This is a genomic window from Paenibacillus yonginensis (assembly GCF_001685395.1).
GTDB classification, from domain to species: domain Bacteria; phylum Bacillota; class Bacilli; order Paenibacillales; family Paenibacillaceae; genus Fontibacillus; species Fontibacillus yonginensis.
Genome location: NZ_CP014167.1, coordinates 3,305,323 through 3,327,722 on the forward strand (window position 1 = coordinate 3,305,323; position 22,400 = coordinate 3,327,722).

23 protein-coding genes are annotated in these 22,400 nt (G+C 51.3%); 6 read left to right on the forward strand and 17 right to left on the reverse strand.

Features of this window, described 5'->3' with window-relative positions:
• Positions 1–84 precede the first annotated feature (84 nt).
• The 11 genes from AWM70_RS14910 to AWM70_RS14955 all read right to left on the reverse strand — a co-directional run bounded on the left by AWM70_RS14910 (position 85) and on the right by AWM70_RS14955 (position 9,613).
• On the reverse strand, positions 85–2,184 hold the full coding sequence (locus AWM70_RS14910) for an alpha-glucuronidase family glycosyl hydrolase (RefSeq protein WP_068697721.1): 2,100 nt from the start codon (positions 2,182–2,184) through the stop codon (positions 85–87).
• Between the two features lie 50 nt (positions 2,185–2,234).
• Positions 2,235–3,032, reverse strand: a complete 798-nt coding sequence (locus AWM70_RS14915) for a Nif3-like dinuclear metal center hexameric protein (RefSeq protein ID WP_068697727.1) — start codon at positions 3,030–3,032, stop codon at positions 2,235–2,237.
• A gap of 67 nt (positions 3,033–3,099) precedes the next feature.
• A complete protein-coding gene (locus AWM70_RS14920) occupies positions 3,100–4,431 on the reverse strand; it encodes an ABC transporter substrate-binding protein (RefSeq protein WP_068697728.1) in 1,332 nt (443 codons plus the stop codon).
• A gap of 210 nt (positions 4,432–4,641) precedes the next feature.
• Complete coding sequence (locus AWM70_RS14925; RefSeq protein WP_068697729.1) at positions 4,642–5,292, reverse strand: response regulator; 651 nt, start codon at positions 5,290–5,292, stop codon at positions 4,642–4,644.
• Positions 5,282–6,355, reverse strand: a complete 1,074-nt coding sequence (locus AWM70_RS14930) for a sensor histidine kinase (RefSeq protein ID WP_068697730.1) — start codon at positions 6,353–6,355, stop codon at positions 5,282–5,284. Before AWM70_RS14930 ends, AWM70_RS14925 begins: the two co-directional genes overlap by 11 nt.
• 18 nt (positions 6,356–6,373) lie before the next feature.
• A complete protein-coding gene (liaF, locus tag AWM70_RS14935; protein WP_068697732.1) occupies positions 6,374–7,027 on the reverse strand; it encodes a cell wall-active antibiotics response protein LiaF in 654 nt (217 codons plus the stop codon).
• Positions 7,024–7,179, reverse strand: a complete 156-nt coding sequence (locus AWM70_RS23500) for a hypothetical protein (RefSeq protein WP_169823454.1) — start codon at positions 7,177–7,179, stop codon at positions 7,024–7,026. The genes liaF and AWM70_RS23500 overlap by 4 nt, the downstream gene beginning before the upstream one ends.
• A 23-nt stretch (positions 7,180–7,202) precedes the next feature.
• Positions 7,203–7,913 carry a PspA/IM30 family protein gene (locus tag AWM70_RS14940; protein ID WP_068697735.1) on the reverse strand — a complete coding sequence of 237 codons (711 nt, stop codon included), beginning with the start codon at positions 7,911–7,913 and terminating at the stop codon, positions 7,203–7,205.
• 2 nt (positions 7,914–7,915) lie between these two features.
• Entirely contained in the window at positions 7,916–8,473 is a 558-nt protein-coding gene (locus tag AWM70_RS14945; RefSeq protein WP_068697737.1) for a PspC domain-containing protein, read from the reverse strand.
• 4 nt (positions 8,474–8,477) lie between these two features.
• The gene (locus AWM70_RS14950) at positions 8,478–9,152 is read right to left on the reverse strand and encodes a PspA/IM30 family protein (RefSeq protein ID WP_068697739.1); all 675 of its coding nucleotides are present in this window, start codon (positions 9,150–9,152) and stop codon (positions 8,478–8,480) included.
• Between the two features lie 149 nt (positions 9,153–9,301).
• Complete coding sequence (locus AWM70_RS14955) at positions 9,302–9,613, reverse strand: hypothetical protein (RefSeq protein ID WP_068697741.1); 312 nt, start codon at positions 9,611–9,613, stop codon at positions 9,302–9,304.
• Between the two features lie 363 nt (positions 9,614–9,976).
• Between AWM70_RS14955 and AWM70_RS14960 the strand changes: the two genes are divergently transcribed.
• The gene (locus AWM70_RS14960; RefSeq protein ID WP_068697744.1) at positions 9,977–11,254 is read left to right on the forward strand and encodes an ArsB/NhaD family transporter; all 1,278 of its coding nucleotides are present in this window, start codon (positions 9,977–9,979) and stop codon (positions 11,252–11,254) included.
• A gap of 118 nt (positions 11,255–11,372) precedes the next feature.
• Here AWM70_RS14960 and AWM70_RS14965 read toward each other — a convergent pair whose 3' ends face one another.
• The 6 genes from AWM70_RS14965 to AWM70_RS14990 all read right to left on the reverse strand — a co-directional run bounded on the left by AWM70_RS14965 (position 11,373) and on the right by AWM70_RS14990 (position 17,847).
• Positions 11,373–12,218: a MurR/RpiR family transcriptional regulator gene (locus tag AWM70_RS14965; protein WP_068697746.1), complete on the reverse strand. Its 846-nt coding sequence runs from the start codon at positions 12,216–12,218 to the stop codon at positions 11,373–11,375.
• 75 nt (positions 12,219–12,293) lie between these two features.
• A complete protein-coding gene (locus tag AWM70_RS14970) occupies positions 12,294–13,118 on the reverse strand; it encodes a carbohydrate ABC transporter permease (protein WP_068697748.1) in 825 nt (274 codons plus the stop codon).
• Positions 13,119–13,134: 16 nt separating this feature from the next.
• Positions 13,135–14,130: a carbohydrate ABC transporter permease gene (locus AWM70_RS14975; protein ID WP_083180333.1), complete on the reverse strand. Its 996-nt coding sequence runs from the start codon at positions 14,128–14,130 to the stop codon at positions 13,135–13,137.
• 84 nt (positions 14,131–14,214) lie between these two features.
• Entirely contained in the window at positions 14,215–15,513 is a 1,299-nt protein-coding gene (locus AWM70_RS14980) for an ABC transporter substrate-binding protein (protein WP_068697750.1), read from the reverse strand.
• 26 nt (positions 15,514–15,539) lie between these two features.
• The gene (locus AWM70_RS14985; protein WP_083180334.1) at positions 15,540–16,691 is read right to left on the reverse strand and encodes a serine hydrolase domain-containing protein; all 1,152 of its coding nucleotides are present in this window, start codon (positions 16,689–16,691) and stop codon (positions 15,540–15,542) included.
• Positions 16,684–17,847 carry an exo-beta-N-acetylmuramidase NamZ family protein gene (locus tag AWM70_RS14990; RefSeq protein WP_068697752.1) on the reverse strand — a complete coding sequence of 388 codons (1,164 nt, stop codon included), beginning with the start codon at positions 17,845–17,847 and terminating at the stop codon, positions 16,684–16,686. Before AWM70_RS14990 ends, AWM70_RS14985 begins: the two co-directional genes overlap by 8 nt.
• Positions 17,848–18,169: 322 nt before the next feature.
• On the opposite strand from AWM70_RS14990, the gene AWM70_RS14995 reads away from it, so the two are divergent.
• The 5 genes from AWM70_RS14995 (at position 18,170) to AWM70_RS15015 (ending at position 22,358) form a co-directional block, all read left to right on the forward strand.
• Positions 18,170–19,108: a BadF/BadG/BcrA/BcrD ATPase family protein gene (locus tag AWM70_RS14995; protein WP_068697754.1), complete on the forward strand. Its 939-nt coding sequence runs from the start codon at positions 18,170–18,172 to the stop codon at positions 19,106–19,108.
• Positions 19,109–20,023 (forward strand): N-acetylmuramic acid 6-phosphate etherase, encoded by a 915-nt coding sequence (gene murQ / locus AWM70_RS15000; protein WP_068697756.1) that lies wholly within the window; start codon positions 19,109–19,111, stop codon positions 20,021–20,023.
• A gap of 104 nt (positions 20,024–20,127) precedes the next feature.
• On the forward strand, positions 20,128–20,514 hold the full coding sequence (locus AWM70_RS15005) for a hypothetical protein (RefSeq protein ID WP_068697758.1): 387 nt from the start codon (positions 20,128–20,130) through the stop codon (positions 20,512–20,514).
• Positions 20,515–20,623: 109 nt separating this feature from the next.
• Positions 20,624–21,118 (forward strand): cation:proton antiporter regulatory subunit, encoded by a 495-nt coding sequence (locus AWM70_RS15010; RefSeq protein ID WP_068697760.1) that lies wholly within the window; start codon positions 20,624–20,626, stop codon positions 21,116–21,118.
• 1 nt (position 21,119) lies between these two features.
• Positions 21,120–22,358, forward strand: coding sequence for a cation:proton antiporter (locus AWM70_RS15015; RefSeq protein WP_068697762.1), 1,239 nt, complete (start codon positions 21,120–21,122; stop codon positions 22,356–22,358).
• The last annotated feature ends 42 nt before the right edge of the window (positions 22,359–22,400 follow it).

Below are 22,400 nucleotides of genomic sequence, written 5' to 3' on the forward strand. Positions count from 1 at the left end.
TTTTTGGGCCATTTGCATTTGCCTGACAGCACCGGCATCCGGGCAGCTTGCCGCGTTCCCAGCATAAGGCACAGGGTCTTCCGATTAATAAATCGTCCGTCCCTGTTCGTCGGCAATCCCGCATCTCCGGTAGAAATACGTATTGATCCGGTCACGCCATTCCTTGGCATGTTCGGCCTGCTCCGCCAGCCGCTCGGCGACCTGCCGGTGCAGCCCTTCATCCATGCTTCCAGCCAAAGCTTCCCACTGCGCGGCCAGGCGTTCAGCCTGCTCCGCTCCGTCAAAATGGGTATCGTAAATATGCTGGATAACCGTTTTGCCGGAATGCAGCTTATGGGTATACGGAACATGATGGAAGAACAGCAGCAGCTCATCCGGACAGGTCTCCAGCGATTCATACCGCTCGAAATTAGGCCCAGCATACTGCCCGGTATATCCCGTTCCCGTCGCTTTTGTCCGGTCTACGCCGATCCCCTGCCAATCCGCAAAATGATAAGTGCCCCACATCGAATATTCATAACCCTCCACATTCGGGCCGTAGTGATGATCGGGATTGACCATGAACCCTACGCCAAGCGGAGCCGTATAAGATTCGTAGATTCCCCAGGAATCCAGCAGCATCTGCTGAACCGTACGGATCAGCTTCTCGCTGCCATTGCCGAAGGTAAGCCTGATCCACTCCTCGGCGATCGCCGAGGAAGTCAGCTCGGGATTCCAGGTCAAACGCCCATAGCCGTACAGATTGGCCTGAGCCAGCCGATGGCCGGTCCAGTTGGCGTCATCCCCGATGTTCGAGACGGCGGCAATACCCGCCAGGCGGCTGCCATGCAGCTCCCCGCTCGCAATCCTCTTCACGGTCGAGCCGTTCCCTTTGAGATGGGTATCAAAGTCCAGAATCTCCCTCCACTGCGGCACCAGATAACACAAATGCCGCTGCTGGCCCGTATATTCCTGCGTAATCTGCAGCTCCAGCACCTGATGGGTGGACGGCATCGCGCCCAGCAGCGGCGATATCGGTTCGCGCACCTGGAAGTCGATCGGACCGTTCTTGACCTGCAATATGACATTGTCCTTAAAACGTCCATCCAAAGGTTTGAAATGATCGTATGCCGCTCTTGCCCGGTCGGTCTTGCGGTCCCGCCAGTCCTGCTTGCAGTTGTAGACGAAACAGCGCCAAATCACGATACCGCCGTAAGGCTCAAGCCCTTCAGCCAGCATGTTGGCTCCATCGGCATGATCGCGGCCGTATGTGAACGGGCCGGGCCGGTTCTCCGAATCGGCTTTGACTACATAACCGCCGAAATCGGGAATCGCGGCATATACGTCTTGTGTCCGGCGCTGCCACCATGCCTGTACAGCCGGGTCCAAGGGATCTGCTGTTGGCAGCTCGCCCATTTCTACCGGCGCGGCGTAGTTCACGCTCAGAAACAGCTTCACAGCATATTCGCGGAAGATGGCGGCAACTTCAGCAACGTCCGGCAGAAACTCCTCCGTAATCAGCAGCGTTTCCTGCTTGTGGACGTTAACGTTGTTGATGGATACGGCGTTAATGCCGACCGAAGCCAGCAGGCGCGCATAATCACGGATGCGCTGCTTATCAGCTTTGAAGCGGTTATTCTCAAAGAAGATCGATTTACCGGCATACCCCCGTTCAATCGAGCCGTCCATGTTGTCCCAATGGTTGATCATACGCAGCGGATTGACCGGGTTCTCTTGGATATTCAGCCCGTCCACGGATTGGCCTGCTGCGAATAACCGCAGCAAATGAAACGCCCCGTAGAGCAGGCCCGCGGGAGCGGCTGCTGCTATCACGATCCGGCCTGTATCGGCTTCGGTTTGCATCGTAAAACCTTCAGGGCCGATTTCGGTTCTAACGGCCGCCGGAAACAGCCGATCCATCCCCGCAGCAGGGCTGCTGAACAAAGCCAGTTGTATGTATGCGCCAGATTCCGGCACCTCACCTTCGTTCACAACAGCTGCGGACAGACCCGACAGGCTTTCCAGCCCCCGGGCCAGCTCGGCAGCTGCCGATTGAATCACAGCCCCGCCGTCCTCGGCAGCGGCCGCCACAACAATCTGGCGGTAGGCTTTACAGCGCTCCAGCCCCTCTTTGGTCTCCTGCCTGCGGTAAGGCAGCCAAGCCAAATAACCGTCTTCCCCTTGCTTTCGTTCCGGTACACTCATTGCTAGTTCCTCCTCGGATCGCATCCTGATTATTGGGGTAGTGCTATCCTTCATATCCACTTAAATAAGGGCTCGCCCGGGATACAATGAACCGGAACGTCCGGAAACCTCTCCTTAAGCCGCTTCGCCAGCAGCTTCATGCCCGGTTCTTCGCTTGGCGCATGGCCGAGCAGCAGAAGACCTTTTGGCCAGCCTTGACTGCAGGCGTCCCGCACATACTCCGGGGTTTCCCATTCCGGCCCTTCGCCGGCGATGATCAGATCCAGACGTTCCTGCTCAAATAAAGGAATCGCCTGGCCGCCTCCCCCCCGGTACCCGACCAGTAGACCGACGCGGCGGCACGGCATGGCCAGGTCGCCCACCGCACGGACAAGCGGAATGCCCAGCCTCTCCTTAACAGCCGAGGCCACCTCCTCCAGCCGCATCGGCGGTATTTCCGCTATCGCCGCTACTGGCTGCCGGTCCACGATATATGGCTCCCAGCCGAGCTCCTGAATCAGCCCTTCCGTGATGCAGTCCGGCTCGTAGCGGTGGATGTAGTCGTGCAGCCGGAAGACGGCCAGACCCGACGATTCGATAAGCTTGCGCTTCTCCCGGTATACGGAATCCCTAGCGTCCATATCCGGCGGATCATGATGGCTGTAATACAGCCCTTCATGGGTAATCAGCAGATTGACGCCCAGCGGCGCAGTCTGAGCGATTACGGAATGAGTGGCCATAAAAGCTGTTGCAATCCCGTTTACCACGGCAGATTCGTCCCCCGCTTTCAGTCCATCCACCGTTTGCTCCGGTCCCTGAGCCTGCTCTGTCGTCAGCCAGGCCAGCACCTCTTTGATCTGCAGAGCCAAATCGTCCACCTCGCTTCAAACGCAAGGCCCGGAACACAGCTGCTTCCGGGCTTTGGCGTTTGTTTAATTATTTTTCGTAAGCAGTGGAAGCATCCTTCAGTTCATCAAAGGCTTGCTCCGGCGTTACTTTCTTGAAGCTGAGCTCGTCGCGGACCAGCGCCCAGTCCTTGTCGATGAAGTTCGTCCAGCCGCCGGCGCCTGCCGTCCAGGTTTGACCATCTGGCTCTGTAGCGCGAAGCAGCGCGAGACCTGCTTTGTCCAGATCGCTCATGGTGGATTCAAGCAGCGATGCGTTGTCTTTGTTGACCGGCAGCCCCCGTGAGGTCTTCAGCACTTTTGCCGCTTCCGGATCATTCAACAGCCAGTTGACGAACTTTTTGGCTTCGGCCTGCTGCTTCGAGTCTGCGGACACGCCCAGGAACATCGAAGGTTTGATCCAGCCGCCGGCTTCATTCGAGCGTGGCATTGTAACCAGCGCATAAGCGCCGGGCTTCAGGCTGTCCCAGGAAACCAGGTTGTTGGAGAAGCCATAACGGATCAGAATTTTACCGGCTACCAGCAAGTCCATTTGCGGGTCAAACTCTTTGTCAGAGGCGTTGACGTCCGCAGGTGGAACCAATCCCTCGTTGCGCAGCTCTTCAAACTGCTTGGTCCACTCCAGGAACGTATCCCGGTCGATGTTGAAATGGCCGTCATCCGTGATAACAGGTCCTTTGCCTTTACTGTACTGGTATGCGGAGTACATAAAGTAGTTGCCTGCATAATCCAGCGTAAAATATTGCCCGCTAGGCAGCTTGGATTTGCTTTCCTTCGCCAGCGCGAAGAAATCATCCCACGCCCAGCCGTTCGCCGGGCTTTGGATGCCCAATTTATCCATTGCCGCTTTGTCGTAAATCATGCCGAAGGCTACAGACCCCATCGGTATGGCATATTGCTTGCCGTCCAATTGGCCGCCGACCAGCAGATTGGGATCAAACTTGCTGACGTCGACTTCGGAAGGGGCCAGTTCGGCCAGCTGATTGCGGCTCATCCAATCCGGTACCCAGCCTGGATCCAGCTGAATGACATCCGGTGCGTTTTTGGCGGCTGCCTGCGTGGATAATTTATCCAGGTAGCCATCCATACCGGAATATTCAGGTTCAAAGGTGACATTCGGGTTGTTTTTTGTATACAAATCCAGCGCCGCCAAAGTGGTTTCATGCCGGTCCTGGGATCCCCACCACATAATGCGCAGCTTCACCGGACTGCTGCCCGTCTCCGCAGATGCCTCCGTTTGGCTGCCGGAACCGGAATTTACAGACGCATTGTTCTTGGCATTGCCGGAACTGCCGCAGGCCGTAAGAGCACCTGCCAGAACGGCCATGACCAGGATCGAAAGAGAACGCTTCCATTTTACCATTCGTTTAACCCCTCCGTTAGTTGTCTTTTTACATTAACAGCATAACAAGCCAGAGCGGCGGTGGGTATGAGAGCAATGCACGATTTATTTTAAAATCGTCCGAATATGGACGAAAAACAAGCCGTCCAGGTTCACAAAACATTCCCCCAAACGGCTTCTAGGCTGCCCGATATGATCTTGTTGTTAAGGAACCCGGTTTCAAGCTGTCCTCTATTCGGCCAGGCCGTTCTTGTACGCATAAATCGCCGCCTGCGTCCGGTCTTCGACCCCCAGCTTGGCCAAGATGTTCGTAACATGGAATTTGACCGTCTTGACCCCGATGATCAGCTCATCCGCAATATCCTGATTCGATTTGCCTTGAGCCAGCAGGCGCAGCACATCCATCTCGCGTTCGGTCAGCTCCTCATGGGCCGGTGCCGCCTGCTTGGGTTGACGGAAGCGGTTCATCATTTTGGAGGCTACCTGGGATTCCAGCACGGATTGGCCCCGGGCAGCAGCCCGGATCGCATCGGCGATTTCCGTCGCACGCGATGTTTTCAGCAGATAGCTAAAGGCCCCCGCTTCGATGACCGGGTACATTTTCTCATCATCCAGATAGCTGGTTAATACAATTACTTTGCAGTCCGGATACAGCTTCAGCAGCTGCCGGGTGGTTTCAATGCCGTCCATGCCTTCCATCACCAGGTCCATCAGCACCACATCCGGCCTGTATTCCGTTGCCAGCCTGATGCCTTCCTCACCGCTGCTGGCTTCGCCGACGACTTCAATGCCGTCTTCAGTGCCCAGCACCGCGGCCAAACCAATCCGCACCATTTCGTGGTCATCCACCAGCAACACCTTGATCGGATTCTCAAGCTCCATCCTGCACGTCATCCTTTCTTTCTTCGATTCCCGTCAGCAGCGGGACCGTGATTTCAATTCGTGTTCCTTTGCCCGGCGCCGTAATAAACTGGATCGACCCGCCGATCTCACGGACACGCTCCTGCATATTGGACAAGCCATAAGAGGCCTGTTTGGCATCATCCAGCTCGAAGCCAACCCCGTTGTCCCGCAGAATGACCCGCACTGCATCGCCACGCTTGAAGATCCGGATCTCCATTCTTTCGGCTTTCGCATGCCGCAGCGTGTTGGACATTGCCTCCTGGATGATCCGGAACAGGTGATTTTCAATTCCTTTCACCAGGCTGAGGTCACGGTCCATTTCAAGCACGATGTCCATCGGCACCTTCGTTTTGAGCTCGCGGACCAGCTCCTCGACGCCTTGCGTCAGTTCCTTGCCTTCCAGGTACACCGGACGCAGATGCAGCAGCAGCGCACGCATTTCGGACTGGGCGACCGAAGCCATCTCCTCGATCAGCTCCACCTGCCGCTGGGCTTTGTCGAAATCTTTTTCCAGTGTCCGCCCGACCGCCGTCGCCGTCATCGAAATGGCAAACAGCTGCTGGGACACCGCGTCATGCAGCTCGCGCGCGAGCCTTTGCCGTTCCTCCACGATCGCCGATACCCGGGCCTGTTCCGCCAGCTGGGCATTGTTGGTCGAAAGTCTCTGCAAGGAGGTCACCTGCTCTTCCCAACGTTTGCCGAGCCGCTCAAGCTGCTCACTCAGCTGTCCGACCTCGTCTTCTCCCAGCTTGGGTACCGTTCGGGACAAGTTGCCTTTCTCCCACTGCAGGAGCGAGCTGCGGAGCAGATCCAGCCGGCGTTTGATCCGGTAGACATCGTAGAAGCCGTATGCAGCGCCAACAACAACCAGCACCACCGCCAGCGTCAGACCCGCTACGACTGCCTGCTGCCAGGAGCTGTCCAGATTTAAATAGCCGTATGTATTAAGAACGTACAGAATCACGACCAGCAGAAAAAGAGACAGGAGGATCCCGTCCCGCATGCTGCGTGAAACGATGTTCACCGGCTTCTTCCTTCTCATCGGATCAAGACCCTCCCGTCAGTTGTTAATTCGTATATCTATATCTCCAACCAGGTAAGAGACGATAATTTTCACCTTTTGTTCACTCTGCTCATAGTTCGGGGAACGCCAATGAATACGATTCATCAAGCCGGTATCCGATTCCCTTCCCAGGCCGATCCGCCCGAAGAACACAAAAGCGTCGATCTCCACGCCATAATCCTCCGACAGGACCAAATCGAGATCCCCGACAATCCCTTGGAACATTAAAATATTGTCCCCGTCCTCTATGATAGCCAAAGTAAGATCGACATCAAGCTCACCCAGCACGTGCATCATGCCAATATTGCGAAGGGTCCAGGGATCGCGGTCCCAGTGAATGCTCTGCACAAAGTTGTGTCTTTGAATATAATCCTTATTCGGTCTTGCCTTTCGCGCCTTGGCGTAGAAGACCGCAAGCGAAATAGCCAATATGGTAATCACCAGCAGCAGATGATCGAGCAAAATAATGCCGCAGCCTACGGTCAGCAGGATGTAGCCGGTTTTGACATCGTCCCCCTGCCGGATCTTGTAAACGCCGTACACCAGCAAGACAAGTGCGACAATCGTAAAGAAGCCCATCCATTTAAACGCAATCAAGGCGATGCCGATGATCATCAGCGTTATCGCCCACATTCGGGTTCTGTCTCTCATGCCGCACCTCCTCTGGCTGTGATTTTAACTGTAGAAAAGCCATAGCAGCACCTCCGTGCCGTATGGCTCTTCTGTCCGTACAGAATCCCGTTCTGCCTGCAGGCTTCAAGCGCAGCAGCAGACAGATCGTCCATGCCTGTACAGCATAACATATTTATCGGGGTTCCTGAATCACTTATTCCTCAGAATCTGCAGCCGGTTTGGCCGTTCCGCCGCCCAGCTTCGATTTCAGCGCGTTCAGCTGCTCTTCAACTTTCATCTGTTTCTCTACATCCACCGGACTCGAATTGTAGAGGCTGCTGCCACCGCCATTATATGGCGTACGCATCACGTCCGCTTCGGCTTCCATCTGCATGATTTTCTCTTCCATACGCTGGAAGCCCATCGAAGCGCTGCCGCTCTCAATCGTATGCAGGCTGCTGATCGAAGACATTTGTTTCTTCGCTTTAGCCATTTGAGCTCGGGATACCAGCTCATTGCGTTTGTTGCGCAGCTTGTAGAACTCGTCTTTCATGTCATGAAGCTGCTGCTTCAGATCCTGGGCATGCACCTCGGCCTGAGTATGCAGATCATGGAATTCGACCTGCTTCTGGTCGTAGTAGATTTTCTCCTCAAGCAGCTTGCGGGCAAGCTCTTCCTGGCCGTTCGACAAAGCTGCGGCAGCCTGGCTTTCACGCTGTGCGGAAACGCGGACCGCTTCATCCAGACGCTGCTTCATGCGCCGCTCGTTCGCCATCTGCTTCGCTACTGTTACCTCAGCCTCGCGGATTTCAGCCTCCATATCGCGTAAATATTGATTGAGCATTACAATCGGATCTTCCACTTTATCCAGCAGTTCATTGACAGACGCCTTTGTTATATCCTTAATTCTCTTGAATACTCCCATTGTTATTCGTCTCCTTTCTCTTGCTTCCCATTTTCGTATTTAGCCAGCTTCTGACGAAGCTCTTCCAGTTCCTTCTGCATCGCTTTCTTCTCAATATCGCCCATCATGTAATCCAGATTGGATTCCTCTGTCCGGCCGTAGCCTTCAGGACCTCTGCGGTTATCATGCCCGAATTGCGGGGATCTTGGCGAAGGTGCATCAAAAGGTCCGCGCCGTCCCGAGAAACGCTCCTCGAAATCACGTTTGAACTCCTGATGCGAGAATCGGCGATCCGGTCCGTATCCTCCAGGACCTGGGCCAGGGCCAGGGCCAGGTCCTGGACCCGGATTGTAGCCGGAGTTCCAGCCTCCGCCGTAAAAAGGATCATGCGGCTGATAAGGTTCCTTCGATACCACCAGTGATGCGATCAAATAGAGCAAAATAACAGCTCCGCTTGTAAAAGGAATCGCAATGACGAGAAGCAGACGCAGAATGCCCGCACTGATGCCGAAGCTATCCGCCAGTCCTCCGCACAACCCGGTGATCCACCGGTCTTTGCGGGATCTGTATACTCTGTTCACGCGCTTACACTCCTCCCTGTTTGTTCAGCTTCTGTTTCAGCCGCTCCAACTCGCGCTCCAGAGTAGACTGAAGTCCTGCCGAGCTGAAGGTACCGGGGTCCCCGGCTGTTTCGTGTCTCCGGAGCTCGCGCAGGCTGCGCTGCTCCCACTCCATGTCGGATACGCGGTCCTCAAGCCGGCCGAACATCTTCGGCACGTCCCGGTCCGTCCCCATCCGCTGGTTCATACGCTGCTGCAACCGCAGCGTCTCCATCCGTGCATAATAATATTGGCGTTTACTATACACCGTCTGGTATTCGGTCTTCAGTTCCCCAAGCTGCAGCTCAAGCTCCTGCAAGGAATCAAAACTTTGATTGTAGAGCTCTTCATATTGCTCGAGCTTTTCCTCATACAGCATTTTTTCCTGCAAAGCGAGTTTGGCCAGGTTCTCTTCACCGGCTTTCAAAGCCAGCAGCGCCTGCTCTTCCCTTTTGGAGCGCATGGCCTTAGCCTGCTCAACCTGCCCTTTCAAATTGCGGGTATGGCTTGAGCATTGCTGGTACAGCTTTTCTACTTCCGCAATCTCCTGCCGGGTTTCGTACAGAAACCGGTCAATCATCTGTACCGGATCCTGTGCTTGCTCCAGCCGTTCGTTTAATGTAGCCAATGTGATGTCTCGTACCCGTCGAAATACGCCCATGCTGAGTTGTCCCTCCTAACCCTTCCGGATTTTGTGCTTGTTTATGCTATAAAATCCATTCGGTTCATTTCATTATTAATTTCGCGTCTAAAGCATTTACTTGCTGAATTCAAGCTCTCAGGAAACTTGGATCGCGAAGCTGCTCAACCTTAACCCTGCCTTCTTCCATGCCGGAATACGGAGATGCCGTACAGCACTATTCCGATGCCGATTGCCGGAACGATCAGCCAGGCCAGCTTGGACAGCAGGACCAGCACGCCGATAATCAGAACGATCCAGCCAAAAAAGGCGTTGCCCCGGCGAATTCCGTAATAACCTAAAGCAATCATCGCCGCCGCGATAATCAGTCCGAAGAAGAATCCAAATACATGACTGAGCAGCGGGATAAACTTACCGGTAATCACCAGCACTCCAATTACAATAAGTATAACCGCAAGCCCTTTAGATCCGCTGTTTCTCATATTGTTCACCGCCTCTCCTTAACCTTATGACTCTATTCTAATCTTCATCGGCTTTTCCCAAAACAGACCGGGGGCGGTTTTTGAACCTAGACCAAAGTCGAGGATCGCCTCAGACCGGAAGTTTAACTGCAAATGGTTTACAGGTTCAAAATTAAAATTTATACTTATTATAAGGGTATGCGGACATGCTTATGGACCATAAACTTATGGTCATTAGACGTACGGACAACAGAATGATGCAGTTTTATTGGGAGGAGCCTGTCACCGACGGGCTCCTTTTATCTTTTTTTAGAGCCGGAAGCTTTCATAGCGTGTTTATTTCCGTCATTCGCAGCTCATATTAAACTTATTAGGGAGGTTGTTATGCACGCACAAGCCTGGTGGGCAGTTGCTATCTTTCTAGTTACCTATGCCCTCATCATCAGCGAAAAGATTCACCGCACGATCATCGCCATGTTAGGCGGCATCCTGCTGATTGTCTTTGGCATCCTAAGCCAGGAGTCCGCTCTGGAGCACATTGATTTCAATACCCTGGGCCTGCTTCTTGGCATGATGGTCATCGTGAACACCACAGCCGAAACGGGATTGTTCAAGTTTATCGGCCTTTGGACAGCCAAGAGATCCGGCGGACACCCCATCCGCATTCTCTGGATGCTCGTGGTCATTACGGCGGTTGCTTCCGCCTTTCTGGACAACGTCACAACGATCATGCTTATGGTCCCCGTCACCTTCAGCATTACCCGGCAGCTTAAGGTTCCGGCTTTTCCGTTTATCTTCACTCAGGTCATGGCCTCCAATATTGGCGGAACCGCGACGCTGATCGGCGACCCGCCGAATATTATGATCGGCAGCGCCGTGAAGGAAATGACCTTTAACGCTTTCCTGCTGAATCTGGCGCCGCTCGTCCTGGTTATTCTGGCAGTCAGCATCCTGTTGTTTATTCTGATATTCAGGAAACAGCTAGTAACCTCGGATAAAAACCGGGAACAGCTGATGAATTATAATCTGAACGGAATCATTCATGACCGTAAGCTGCTGGTCAAAAGCTTAACCGTTCTCGGCCTTGTGATTCTGGGCTTCTTCCTGCATCAGGCCTTACATCTGGAGTCGGCAACCGTTGCGCTGGCTGGAGCTTTCCTGCTGCTGCTGCTTACTGGCGAACAAGTTATGGAACGTGCTTTCCGCTCTGTTGAATGGCCGACCCTGTTCTTCTTCATCGGGTTGTTTGTTCTGGTAGGAGGGCTTGTGGATACAGGAGTCATCGCCCAGCTGGCCGACCGCGCTATTTCGCTTACAGGCGGAGACGCTCTTGCCGGAAGCATGCTCATTCTGTGGCTCAGTGCCATTGCGTCCGCCTTTCTTGACAACATCCCGTTTGTTGCCACTATGATTCCTTTAATTCAGGACATGAACCAGATGGGCGTTCATCCTATTGAACCTTTATGGTGGAGCTTGTCCTTAGGAGCCTGCCTCGGCGGGAACGGGACCTTGATCGGAGCCAGCGCAAATCTCATTGCAGCCGGACTGTCAGCCAAAGAAGACGAGCCGATCAGCTTCCTGAAGTTTATCAAATACGGCTTTCCGCTGATGATCGTCACCGTCCTGCTGTCGACCGTATACATTTATTTGCGATATTTCTGAATGTAAACAAGCGCCTTTACACCCATTCTCGAAAGAACGGGTGTAAGGGCGCTTGATTTTGGTTGGTTTTGCATGCCTATGTATGAAAACCACAAACCGGTGTTTATTTTCTTAAAAGTTATTTGTGGTTTTTCTTAACTACTCTGCGTGTTAATTCAAGATACCGGACAGACTGCTCATAATTCCGGCTGGATACCGCCAGATACAGAATATCAATCAGATTAAGCTGAGTAATCCGGGAAGAAGTAGCTCCGCTGCGGATCTCCATTTCGGTTGAAGAGATATACAGTGGAATATCCGCCAGTTCGCTGACTGGGTTGTTTCCATAACGGGTAATCGAAATGACTGCTGCTCCCCGCTCTTTCGCATGTTTAAGACAATCCACAACCGTCTGGGTTTCGCCGGAATAAGAAATGCCAACCACCACATCCTCTTTAGTCAGCATGACGGAAGAAATCAGCTGCTGGTCCGGATCCATGAAGGCCATACTGAGTTTATTGATGCGCATAAATTTCTGCTGAGCGTCCAAAGCAATAAGATTCGAAGCTCCAACGCCGTAAAAAAAGATTTGTTTGGCTTTTACCAAGGTCTCCACAGCTTTCTCTACAAAAGCAGGCGTCAATATTTTCATCGTATCCACAATGGACTGCATGTTATTGTTGGAAACCGTCTCTATCAGCTCGGCGATCGTGCTGTCCGGTTTAATTTCCTGATAGCCGTTTGCGAAGCCCTGAGTCTGCAGGTCTCCGGCTACTTTGAGCTTCAGCTCCTGATACCCCTTAAATCCTGCAGATTTGCACAGCCGGATCACGGCGGCCTGAGAACCGCCGCTTTCTTCGGCAAGCTGAGCGACAGACATGTCAATAATCCGCTGCGGATCGTTTAATATAAAATCGGCCACTTTGCGCTCGGAAGACGTTAAGGTATTCACGAGTTCCCTAAGCCTCACTAAACCGCCATTCATGGAGTTCCCTTCCTCTCTCTCTTATCCTTGGTCCTCTATAATTCGTTCAGAATAATTCGTTCAGAGCCGTATCCTTTATTTTACAGCACCTGCCGTAAGCCCGTCCATAAACTGCCGGGAGGCTAAGGCGAAAATAATGATCATAGGCAGTGAAGATAAGGTCAACCCTGCAAACAGCACGCTCCAGTCAGTCGTGAATTCACCAAACAGCTGCAGCATACCCAAAGGGATTGTTTTCTTCGCTTCATCCTGAATAAAAATCATCGGGAAAAAGAAGTCGTTCCAAACACCAATAAAATTGATAATGACTACCGTCCCGATAGCCGGCTTCATCAGCGGTACAAGAATGCGAAGCAGCAGACCGCCGCTGGAGCAGCCATCCATACGCCCTGCCTCCTCCAGCTCTGAAGGCAGCGTCCGAAAAAATCCGCTGAGAATTAAAGCCGCCATCGGCAGACCCGCCCCGACCTGAATCAGAATGATAGACCAATAGGAGTTAATCAGGCCTAGATCACGAACCAGCAGAAATAGTGGTACCAGACCCAATTTAATCGGCAGCATCATTCCCAGCAGGAAGTAGAAAAACAACAGACCATTCCATTTAAAGCGGAACCGGGCGATATAAAAGGATACCATCACGCTGCACACGACCAGTATAACCAACGTTGCCACACTTACGAATGCACTATTGAAAATATACTTGGAATAATTCAATTCTACAAATAATTTATCATAGGAAACCACCGAGAATTTGCTGGGCCAGGCGAGCGGTTTGGTGAAAATCTCCACGTTAGGTTTAAAGGAAGAAATCAACATCAACAGCAGGGGAAATAAAGACACGATTGCATAACCCACAGCCAGCACATATAAAACACTTCTTTTCATTACCCTTAGTCTCATGTGCCTCCCCTTTCTGTCAGGCCGTTTCTTTATGATTGACGTACTTCATAAAGACGGCGGAAATAATGGCGATAATCGCAAACAAAACAACGGCAAGCGCAGAACCGATGCCCAGTGAACCCGTGTCACCGGAATTACCGCCAAAAGCGGTGCGATAGAAGAAAACAGCAAGTAAGTCCGTCGAATAAAACGGCTCTCCCGTTGAGCCCTGCATCGCAAATACCAATTCAAAAGCTTCGAAAGACTGGATGAAGGTCATCACGATCACAATCACCATAGGCTGGAACATCATGGGCAAAACGACCGAACGAATCAACCGGAAGCCCGTAGCACCGTCTAGACGTGCAGCCTCCATCACTTCTTCCGGAATGGACTGCAGACCCGCGAGTAAGATCAGCATATAGAAACCGATCGCAAACCAGGAATTGATCAGGACTACTGCCGTCAGCGCGGTGTCCGGGTTCCCCAGCCATGCTGTAGTGAACGATTCTAAACCGATTTTGCGCAGAGCTGCATTTAAAATGCCCATGTTGGGATTGAGAATAAGCTTCCATAGGAAACCTACGATAATAACAGACAGAAGACGGGGCAGAAAATAGGCCACTTTAAAGAAGGATGCTCCTTTGATTTTTCGGAAAATGAGATATGCCAGACCGAACGCAATGCCGTTCTGAACCACCATCTCAACAACAAAATAATAAAGGTTATGCCTGAGCGCCCGCCAAAACATCGTATGATAAGGCTCCTGGGTGAACAGGCGAATAAAGTTGTCAAAGTTGTTAAAGCGGCCCATCACGAGCCCCTTCCATTCGAAGAGACTGTAGGTAAAAGCCGCAAAAATAGGATAGACGATAAACAGGGTATAAAAGAGAATTGCAGGCACCGGAAATAAATGTATCAAATGTTTTTTCCATGTGCCGTTTCTCGGAGGGGTGCCGGCTGTTGGCGTATCTTCCACATTGTTCACCTCGCAGACCAAATGAGTTGCTCTTGTATTCCAAAATGATCCCATGACCAAAGCCGGATATTCTTGCTAACCTCTAAATATCCGGCCATTAGGATCAGGGTTTAAGACATTTGTCTAGAACGGTATCCTTTACTTAAACCAGGTATCTGCACTTTTCTGGACATCGGCGGCCACTTGCTCCGGCGTCATAGCATCCAGGAACATGCCCTGCAAATCCGTCTCCAAAGTGGATTTGGTCGTCGGGTTGCCCGAATTCAAATTAGTGACAGCGAAATAAGGTTGACCGTATTGGGAAGCCAGATCCGAGATGGCGTTCACCAGCTCGTCGTCTGTCGATACTCCTGGAATCGGAGAAGGAGACTTCGTGCTGCCGAGGATCATGCTTCCGTACTCTTTAGTTGTCATAAATTCCAGAACTTTGCGGGCAGCTTCTTTATTTTTGGAGTTCTTATTGATGGCGAAGCTGCCGTCCACCCAAGTGCTGACAGACGGCTCATCGCCCTCTTTCACCGGCGGCACTGCAAACGCACCAATCTTGATTTCCGGGTTCAGGGCCTGAATAGAAGCAATCTCGAAGTGCCCGTCGATGACCATACCAGCCTGCCCCGTGGCAAAGATCGTCCGGATATCCTCCATGCTGAGGCCCTCAAAGTTGGCTGGGAAATAAGGCTGCAGGCTCTTTAACGCCTGGATGGAGCTGATGTATTCCGGGCTGTTCAGCTTAGCTTCGCCTTTCAGGAATTTATCCACAAAGTCATGTCCATAAAACTGCGGAGCAATCGCACCGTGCATCAGGGACAATACCCAGCCTTCTTTGGAACCGAAAGCAAGCGGCGTTACATTGTTCGATTTGAGCGTATCCGCTAATTTGATGAATTCGTCCCACGTTTTAGGCTCCTGCAGATTGTATTTTGCAAAAATATCCTTATTGTAGAGTATTTGAGTAGAGCTTAGCATGTATGGTACACCATATTGTTTGCCATCAGATCCTTGGGCGGCCTTCAGTTGCTCGGGTGTAAAAACATCCAGCCCCTTCAGATCGTCTATCGGCTCAAGATAACCGGCATCAGCTATAGCGGTACCCGCAGCATAAGGGCGCAAATGGATGATATCGGCAGCCGTATCCGTACTCAGCGCTACATTAAGAGAAGTATTATATTCCGTAGCTTTTACCGGCTGGTAGTCAATCACGATTTCCGGCGCCGTTTTGTTCAGCTCTGCCTGGAGCTGTTTATAAAACTCCTGCTCGCTGGCTTCGGCCCTCCAGGACGTAATACTGACAGTGACTTTAGCATCCGGTGAAGCAGAGCCTCCGGTATTGGATGATGCCGAAGAACCGTTACTTGTATTATTTCCCCCGCATGCCGACAAAGCCACAGCGGTTGCAAGAGGTAGCAGGACAGTTGACATGAACTTGATTTTTTTCATTCCTATTCCTCCATTCCTTATTGGGTTTATCCTGATTCTTTAGCCAAATGATCCACGGCATCGGCCGCTGCATCATGAAATGTTTTTCTAAGCTCTGTTATATCCTGCTGTCTTCCAAAATGAACACGATTCGTCATAAGCACTGCAGCTAACCCACGCTGCGGATCCATATAAAGACTGGTTCCCGTAAATCCGGTATGTCCAAAAGAACGTTCAGAAAGCCGGCTTCCCGACACGTCATGACGATTTCCTTTGAGCACCCAGCCAAGCCCCCGGTTTGATGGATCCAAACCGTTTCCATGCCTCTTTTGCGCTTCGTCGATGGCAAAACGAGACAAAATCGGTTTTCCTTCAAACTGTGTTTGTTCAGGCTCAAGCCATAGCTGAGCGTACTGCAACAAATCAGAGCAGGTGGCAAACAATCCAGCATGGCCGCTGATCCCCCCTAAAGCCCGAGCGTTCTCATCATGTACGATGCCTGTCCAGAAATCGCCAAGCTCCTCACTCCATTCTGTCGAGGCAATTCGAAACCTTAAATCCGGGGATGGGCAAAAGCAGCTGTCTTTCATTTCAAGTGGAGAAAAAAGATACCTCCGGGCCGCTTCGTTCATAGTAGTACCAAAGAGTCTCTCTACGATTACTCCCAACAAAATGAACCCCAAGTCACTGTATACGGTTCCGTGACCGCCAAATTCGACTTTATTCCCCAGGAAATACAGAATATGCTCCAGTCTCCATGAGCTGCTGTGGAAATCCCACGTAGGCGGCAGTCCGGCCGTATGGCTTAGCAGCTGGCGTACCGTAATCAGGCTGCTATTCGGGCTGCTCAGCTCGGGAATATACAGGGAGGCCGGGTCATCCAAATCCAGCTTTTTCTGCTCCCACAACTTCAGGATTAGCGGAAGAGTGACTGTAACCTTGGTTAACGAAGCACAGTCATATAAGGTATGAATCCCTGCCTGACGTTCCTTTTCTCCTGCCTCGGCCAACCCGACTGCATAATATAAACAAACACTTTTATAGCGGATGCCGGCTACACCTCCCGGAATCAATCCCTCCTGAACAGCCTTTCGCAGCGGCTGCCAAACGTCCCGTAAACGTTCTCTGTAATCCGGCCCCCAAGCTGTGCCGGTTGCGTCCCATTCCTCGTAAGGCACAGCAGCATCAAACCTATTCATATAACAGATACGGACGGCGGATCTCCCGCCATTGTTCACTGTCCGCACGCCAGGCACTCAGGATTGACTGAAGTCCCTCGGGATCGGCTGCCTTTTGCCTGACCTCGGCAGTACCGCTTAGAATATCAATAAAAAGTTTGCCGTCTTCCCGGCCCCGCCACTCCAGCTTCTCCGGATGCAGCTCTAAAATCTGATGAAGCAGCGTTAGCCCACTCTCTACAGATCTAAAGCTGTCTTGATCCGTCACATAAGTCATTATTCCGTTGCAAAGTTCCCCGGCATATTTATGGAAAGAGGGAGTAAAGGTGACAGGATGATAGTGCACTCCCGGAAGCTTTAAGTCCGCCATCGTTTCTGCCAGCTTTCGATGGTTCAGCCATGGGGCTCCAATCATCTCAAAGGGTCTGGTCGTTCCTCGGCCCTCCGACAGATTGGTGCCTTCAAACAGACAATTTCCCCCGTATATACGAACCGTTTCCATGTTCGGCATGTTGGGGGATGGCATAATCCAGGGCAGCCCCGTATCAGGAAACTCCATGGACCGATGCCATCCTTCTAGAGGAATCACTTCCAAACGACAAGGCTTCTCCATTTGGCTGTTTACAAGACGTGCAAACTCTCCGATCGTCATTCCGGTAAGAATGGGCATCCGCCAGGCACCAACCATCGATTCAAACTCTTCCTCCAACATCCCTCCCTCAATGCGATGTCCTCCGAGAGGATTCGGACGATCCAGCACCAGCAGTTCTACTCCATAATCTGCGCAAGCCTCCATCACATAAACAAGTGTCGTTAAATAGGTATAAAACCTAACACCCAAATCCTGGATATCATAGACAATCGCGTCCAGATTTTTTAAACTTTCGGCAGTTGGTCTTCGGTTTGTCCCGTAAAGACTGTATACCGGCAGGCCATACCCCGCATCCATTTCATCTTCAAACTGTAGGCCCGCCTGCTTCTCATTCCGCAAACCATGCTCACAAGCAAAAAATGCAGTGAGTTTGCCCCCTTTTACGTTTTGACAAAGATCAATCGTTGACCGAAAGCTGGAATCAATGCCTGTTGGATTGGTCAATAAAGCGAACCTTTTGCCACCCAGCAGCTTGGGCCCCAGTCTTGACAATTGGTCGGCTCCGGTCTGAACGATTCCCGGCATTTGCAATCCCCCTTTCCAATAAAAAAATGTGGTAACTTTCTTTACACCGAAAATTATAACAGCATAAAACAAAATTTCAATATAAAATTTTACTTCAAAACGAATTTCGATGTATGCGTTAAACCAGTATATATATTGGAATATATTTTATAGTATACACCTAAAAACTCTTGTTTTAATAGTGATTCTTAATATCTTTCATACTGATAAGTAAATATTGTTTTGAAATTTTATTTTACATAAATGATTTTTTAGCTTATTCTATTAATGTGTTGAATGTGGAATGAATTACACCTGGTGTGATGTTTGGAACGGAGGGATTATGAGACACGTCATCGGAATTGATGGAGGCGGTACAAAAACCGAGCTGTGCGTGGCCGACCTGAGCGGTCATACATGGATAACCCATGGCGGGGCTTCCAGCAACGTAAAAGCCGTGGGGTTAAACCGGGGATTGGAAGTCATCCATCTTATGTTAGAAGATGTTTATAGAAACCACGACCTCCTGGCAAAAGATTGTGTGGGGATTTGCCTGGGACTGGCAGGCACCGAGCAGTTGGATGAACGAAACGCTGTTGCCGACCATGTCCGCCGTTACTTTGAGAAACAAGACCATACAGACGTGGGGATTCGGGTTACAAATGATGCCGAAATCGCACTTGCGGCCGCTTTCGGGAACAACCGGGGAGTGATGGCCATCAGCGGCACCGGGTCCATCGTTTTCGGTATTGCTTTATCGGGAGAACATCACCGTACTGGAGGATGGGGTCATCTGTTAGGGGATAAAGGAAGCGGTTATGAAATCGGCCTCTCCTCTCTTCAATCTGTCATGTTAAGCTTCGATGGGGTAAAACCTCCGACACTGCTCACCTCTTTCATCTTGAGAAAGCTTGGCTTGTCTGCCCCACCAGAACTTAGAACCGTGATGTATCAATCCCTTATCGAGAAGAAACATATAGCCGAATTGGCCGAGGTCTGTATCCAGGCAGCCGAAGAACAGGATGCAACTGCTTTGAACATCTTGTATACGGCAGCTGGAGACTTGGCAGCCTTAACAGCAGCACTTCGCAGACAAGACCCTTCATTCTCGGATGTCCCCCAAGGGGTAACGGGGTCGATCTTCAAACACTCCTCGTTATTCCTGACCTTTTATAAAGAACAGCTTGAAAAGCTTTGCGGGCCCATCGCCATCATCCAGTCCAAGCATCGGCCTGTCTATGGAGCCGTGAATTTGGCGTTACGATTGAAGGAGGAACCATAAATGAAAGAACCCTTGCATATGCTGGCAACCGAACAGCAGAATCCGAATACTCGACATATTGATCGCAAACCCCTGGAGGAGATACTACGTCTAATCAATCAAGAGGACCAACTTGTTCCCAAGATCATAGAGCAGTGCATTCCCGAAATTGCAAAAGCTGTCATTGCCATCACGGATGCCTTTACCGCTGGTGGAAGATTGCTATATTTCGGAGCCGGCACAAGCGGTCGTTTAGGCATTCTGGATGCGGCAGAGTGCCCGCCCACTTACGGAACGCCTCCAGAGCAAATCGTCGGAATAATCGCTGGTGGACAGCAGGCCATCCAGCAGGCCGTGGAAGGCGCTGAAGATGATCAAGAGGCAGGCAGGATGGCCGTGGAACAAATGAAAGTGACCGCTTTGGATGTGGTGGTCGGCATATCGGCAAGTGGACGTACCCCTTATGTGGTTGGCGCCATGAAAAAGGCAACCGAGTTCGGCTGCACCGTAGTGGGGATTGCCAATAACCGCAACTCTGTTATGAAGCAGGTTGCTGACATTATGATTGAGGCGGAGGTAGGCCCTGAGGCCATCTTAGGCTCGACCCGAATGAAGGCCGGAACGGCCCAAAAGCTCATTCTGAACATGTTGACCACTTCATCTATGATTCTCAGCGGCAAAGTATACGACAATCTGATGGTAGATATGCAGCCCTCCAATCTGAAGCTTGTTGACCGGGCCAAACGTCTTATCGCTTTGGCCACTGGAGCGGATGACCAAACCATAAAGCAGGCCTACGAAACCTCAGGTCGAAATATCAAAGCGGCAATCGTCATGATCCAGTCCGGCTCTCATCCCGATCAAGCCAAAGCCCTGTTGGCGCAGTCAGGCGGATTCGTCGAAGAGGCAATCCGAATGGCCCGGTCAGAGGTATAGAAGAAGCTGGCTGCGCCCAAAGTCTTTGCCCCTATTTGAAGAGCCAAGTTCATCTATGCTATCCTTTTAGTACGGAGTATTTAAAGCTGAGGAGGAGAGCGCCTATGACAATTCGCCGATTTGATTTAAGCGGTTTGAAACTGATTTGTCTGTTTGCGCTCTCCTTGATTCTTTTTCTGACGCCTCCCCACAGCACCGCGGCTACAGCCGCCACTTCTTTCACAGGGGTGCCGGCGGCTGCAGAAACCAGCGATGTGACAGAAACGGAAGAAATGGAGAACACCCTCCAGTTCCGTCCTGTCGTTCGAGTATCCCTTCAGCAGCCCTTCAAAGACTCCCTGCGCTTCTCCCCCATGCTGCTCTTTATTCTATCGTTACTGTGCTCCGCTTTTTTGGCCTTATCTTTTATGGATATCCGCCCCATTATCTCAAGGCGCCTCAAACGGATCATGCTTTACCCTGTTAAATTCACCTCCAGATTTGTGGCTTAAATTTCTCCAATTCACTCATGGTTTTCGGTTTTTTTAAACCTGACCAGCGGGTTTATTTTCGTGCTGCCATTTTGCGAAAAAAAAAAGTTCAATTGGAGGAATTTAAGCGATGAATTTGAAAGAAACCGATCTGCCGGGCATTGGCAAAAAATTTGTAGTGACCACCCGCAGCGGCGACAAGCTGGTTATTATCGTTCACGATGACGGAAGACGCGAGCTGTACCATTTCAAGCATGACGATGAAGAGGAAAGCATCTCCATGGTTACGCTTGACGATGATGAAGCCAGACACATCTCCGCTATTGTAGGCGGGATCAATTATAAACCTAAAGCGCTCGAAACCATTGAAGTCGCCCTCGATGATCTGATCATCGAATGGTACCGCATTGAAAGCGGATTTAAGTGTGTAGGCCTTTCCATCGGAGAGTTAAATGTAAGACAACAAAGCGGCGCAACTATTATTGCTCTTATCGACCCTACACACGGCAAGACAATCAATCCCGGTCCGGATGTAGTCATCACGGCCAATTCGATGCTGGTCGCCCTTGGCGAACGCCAGCACCAGAAGCGGCTCCGGCAAGTCCTCTTGAATGGGGGCGGTTAATTTGGACCATCTGATATTTGAGATCGGTTTGGCTGTGGCTTTGATCGCCGCAGGCGGGTTTATTTCCGCCAAGCTGAGGTTCTCGGTGATTCCCTTCTACATTCTTATCGGCATGGCCGTAGGCCCGCATGCCGGACAAATCTGGCATCTGGACTTTCGTTTTATCGAAAGTGCGCCTTTGATTGAATTTATGGGCCGGATCGGCGTATTGTTCCTTCTGTTCTATTTGGGACTGGAGTTCTCGGTGGGAAGATTGATCAAATCGGGTAAATCGATTGCCGTTGGCGGAACCATTTATATAGCCATTAACTTTACTTTAGGGCTTTTATTCGGCTGGGGGGCCGGGTTCCCGCTTCAGGAAACGTTGATTGTTGCCGGCATCACCACCATCTCTTCAAGTGCGATTGTGGCCAAGGTATTGGTCGATCTCAAGCGCACGGCCAATCCTGAAACGGAAATGATTCTGGGGATCATCATGTTCGAGGATGTTTTCCTCGCTGTTTATATCTCCATCTTGTCCGGTCTGGTCCTCAGCGGATCATCTACCCTTGGAGGCGTGCTGTTATCTGCCCTGCTATCGCTTGGGTTTATGCTGGTGCTCCTGATTGTCGGCCGCAAAGCCGTACCCCTGCTGAACAAATGGCTGAATGTATCCAGCAATGAGCTGTTTGCTTTAATCATCTTTGCTTTGCTGTTTATCATAGCCGGATTCTCGGAGACGATCCACGTAGCCGAAGCGATTGGCGCGCTGCTGGTTGGCCTGATTCTCGCCGAGACGGAGCATGTCCACCGGATAGAACGCCTGATCATTCCGTTCCGGGACTTCTTCGGGGCCATCTTCTTCTTCAGCTTTGGCCTGACCATCGACCCTCTCGCCTTGGGAGGAGCCTTATGGTATTCGCTTGGAGCGGTAGTCGTGACCTTGATCGGCAACTTTGTGGCCGGCATGTTAGCCGGCCGGAGCGCCGGATTATCGCCTAAAGCTTCCTCCAATATTGGCTTGACAATCGTATCGCGGGGTGAATTCTCCATCATTGTCGCCAACTTGGGCAAGGCCGGCGGGCTTCTACCGCTGATCCAGCCCTTTGCGGCTCTCTATGTGCTGATCCTGGCCATTCTCGGACCGCTTCTGACCAAAGAAAGCAAACATATTTATAAGCTGCTCAACCGGATATTCAAATTTGAGAAACGAAATCGGACGGATGAGAAAGCAGCCTTAGGAGATGACCCGGCCGGCTGATGTAAAGTACCTTTCAGTCCACAAATATACAAGCTTTTATGA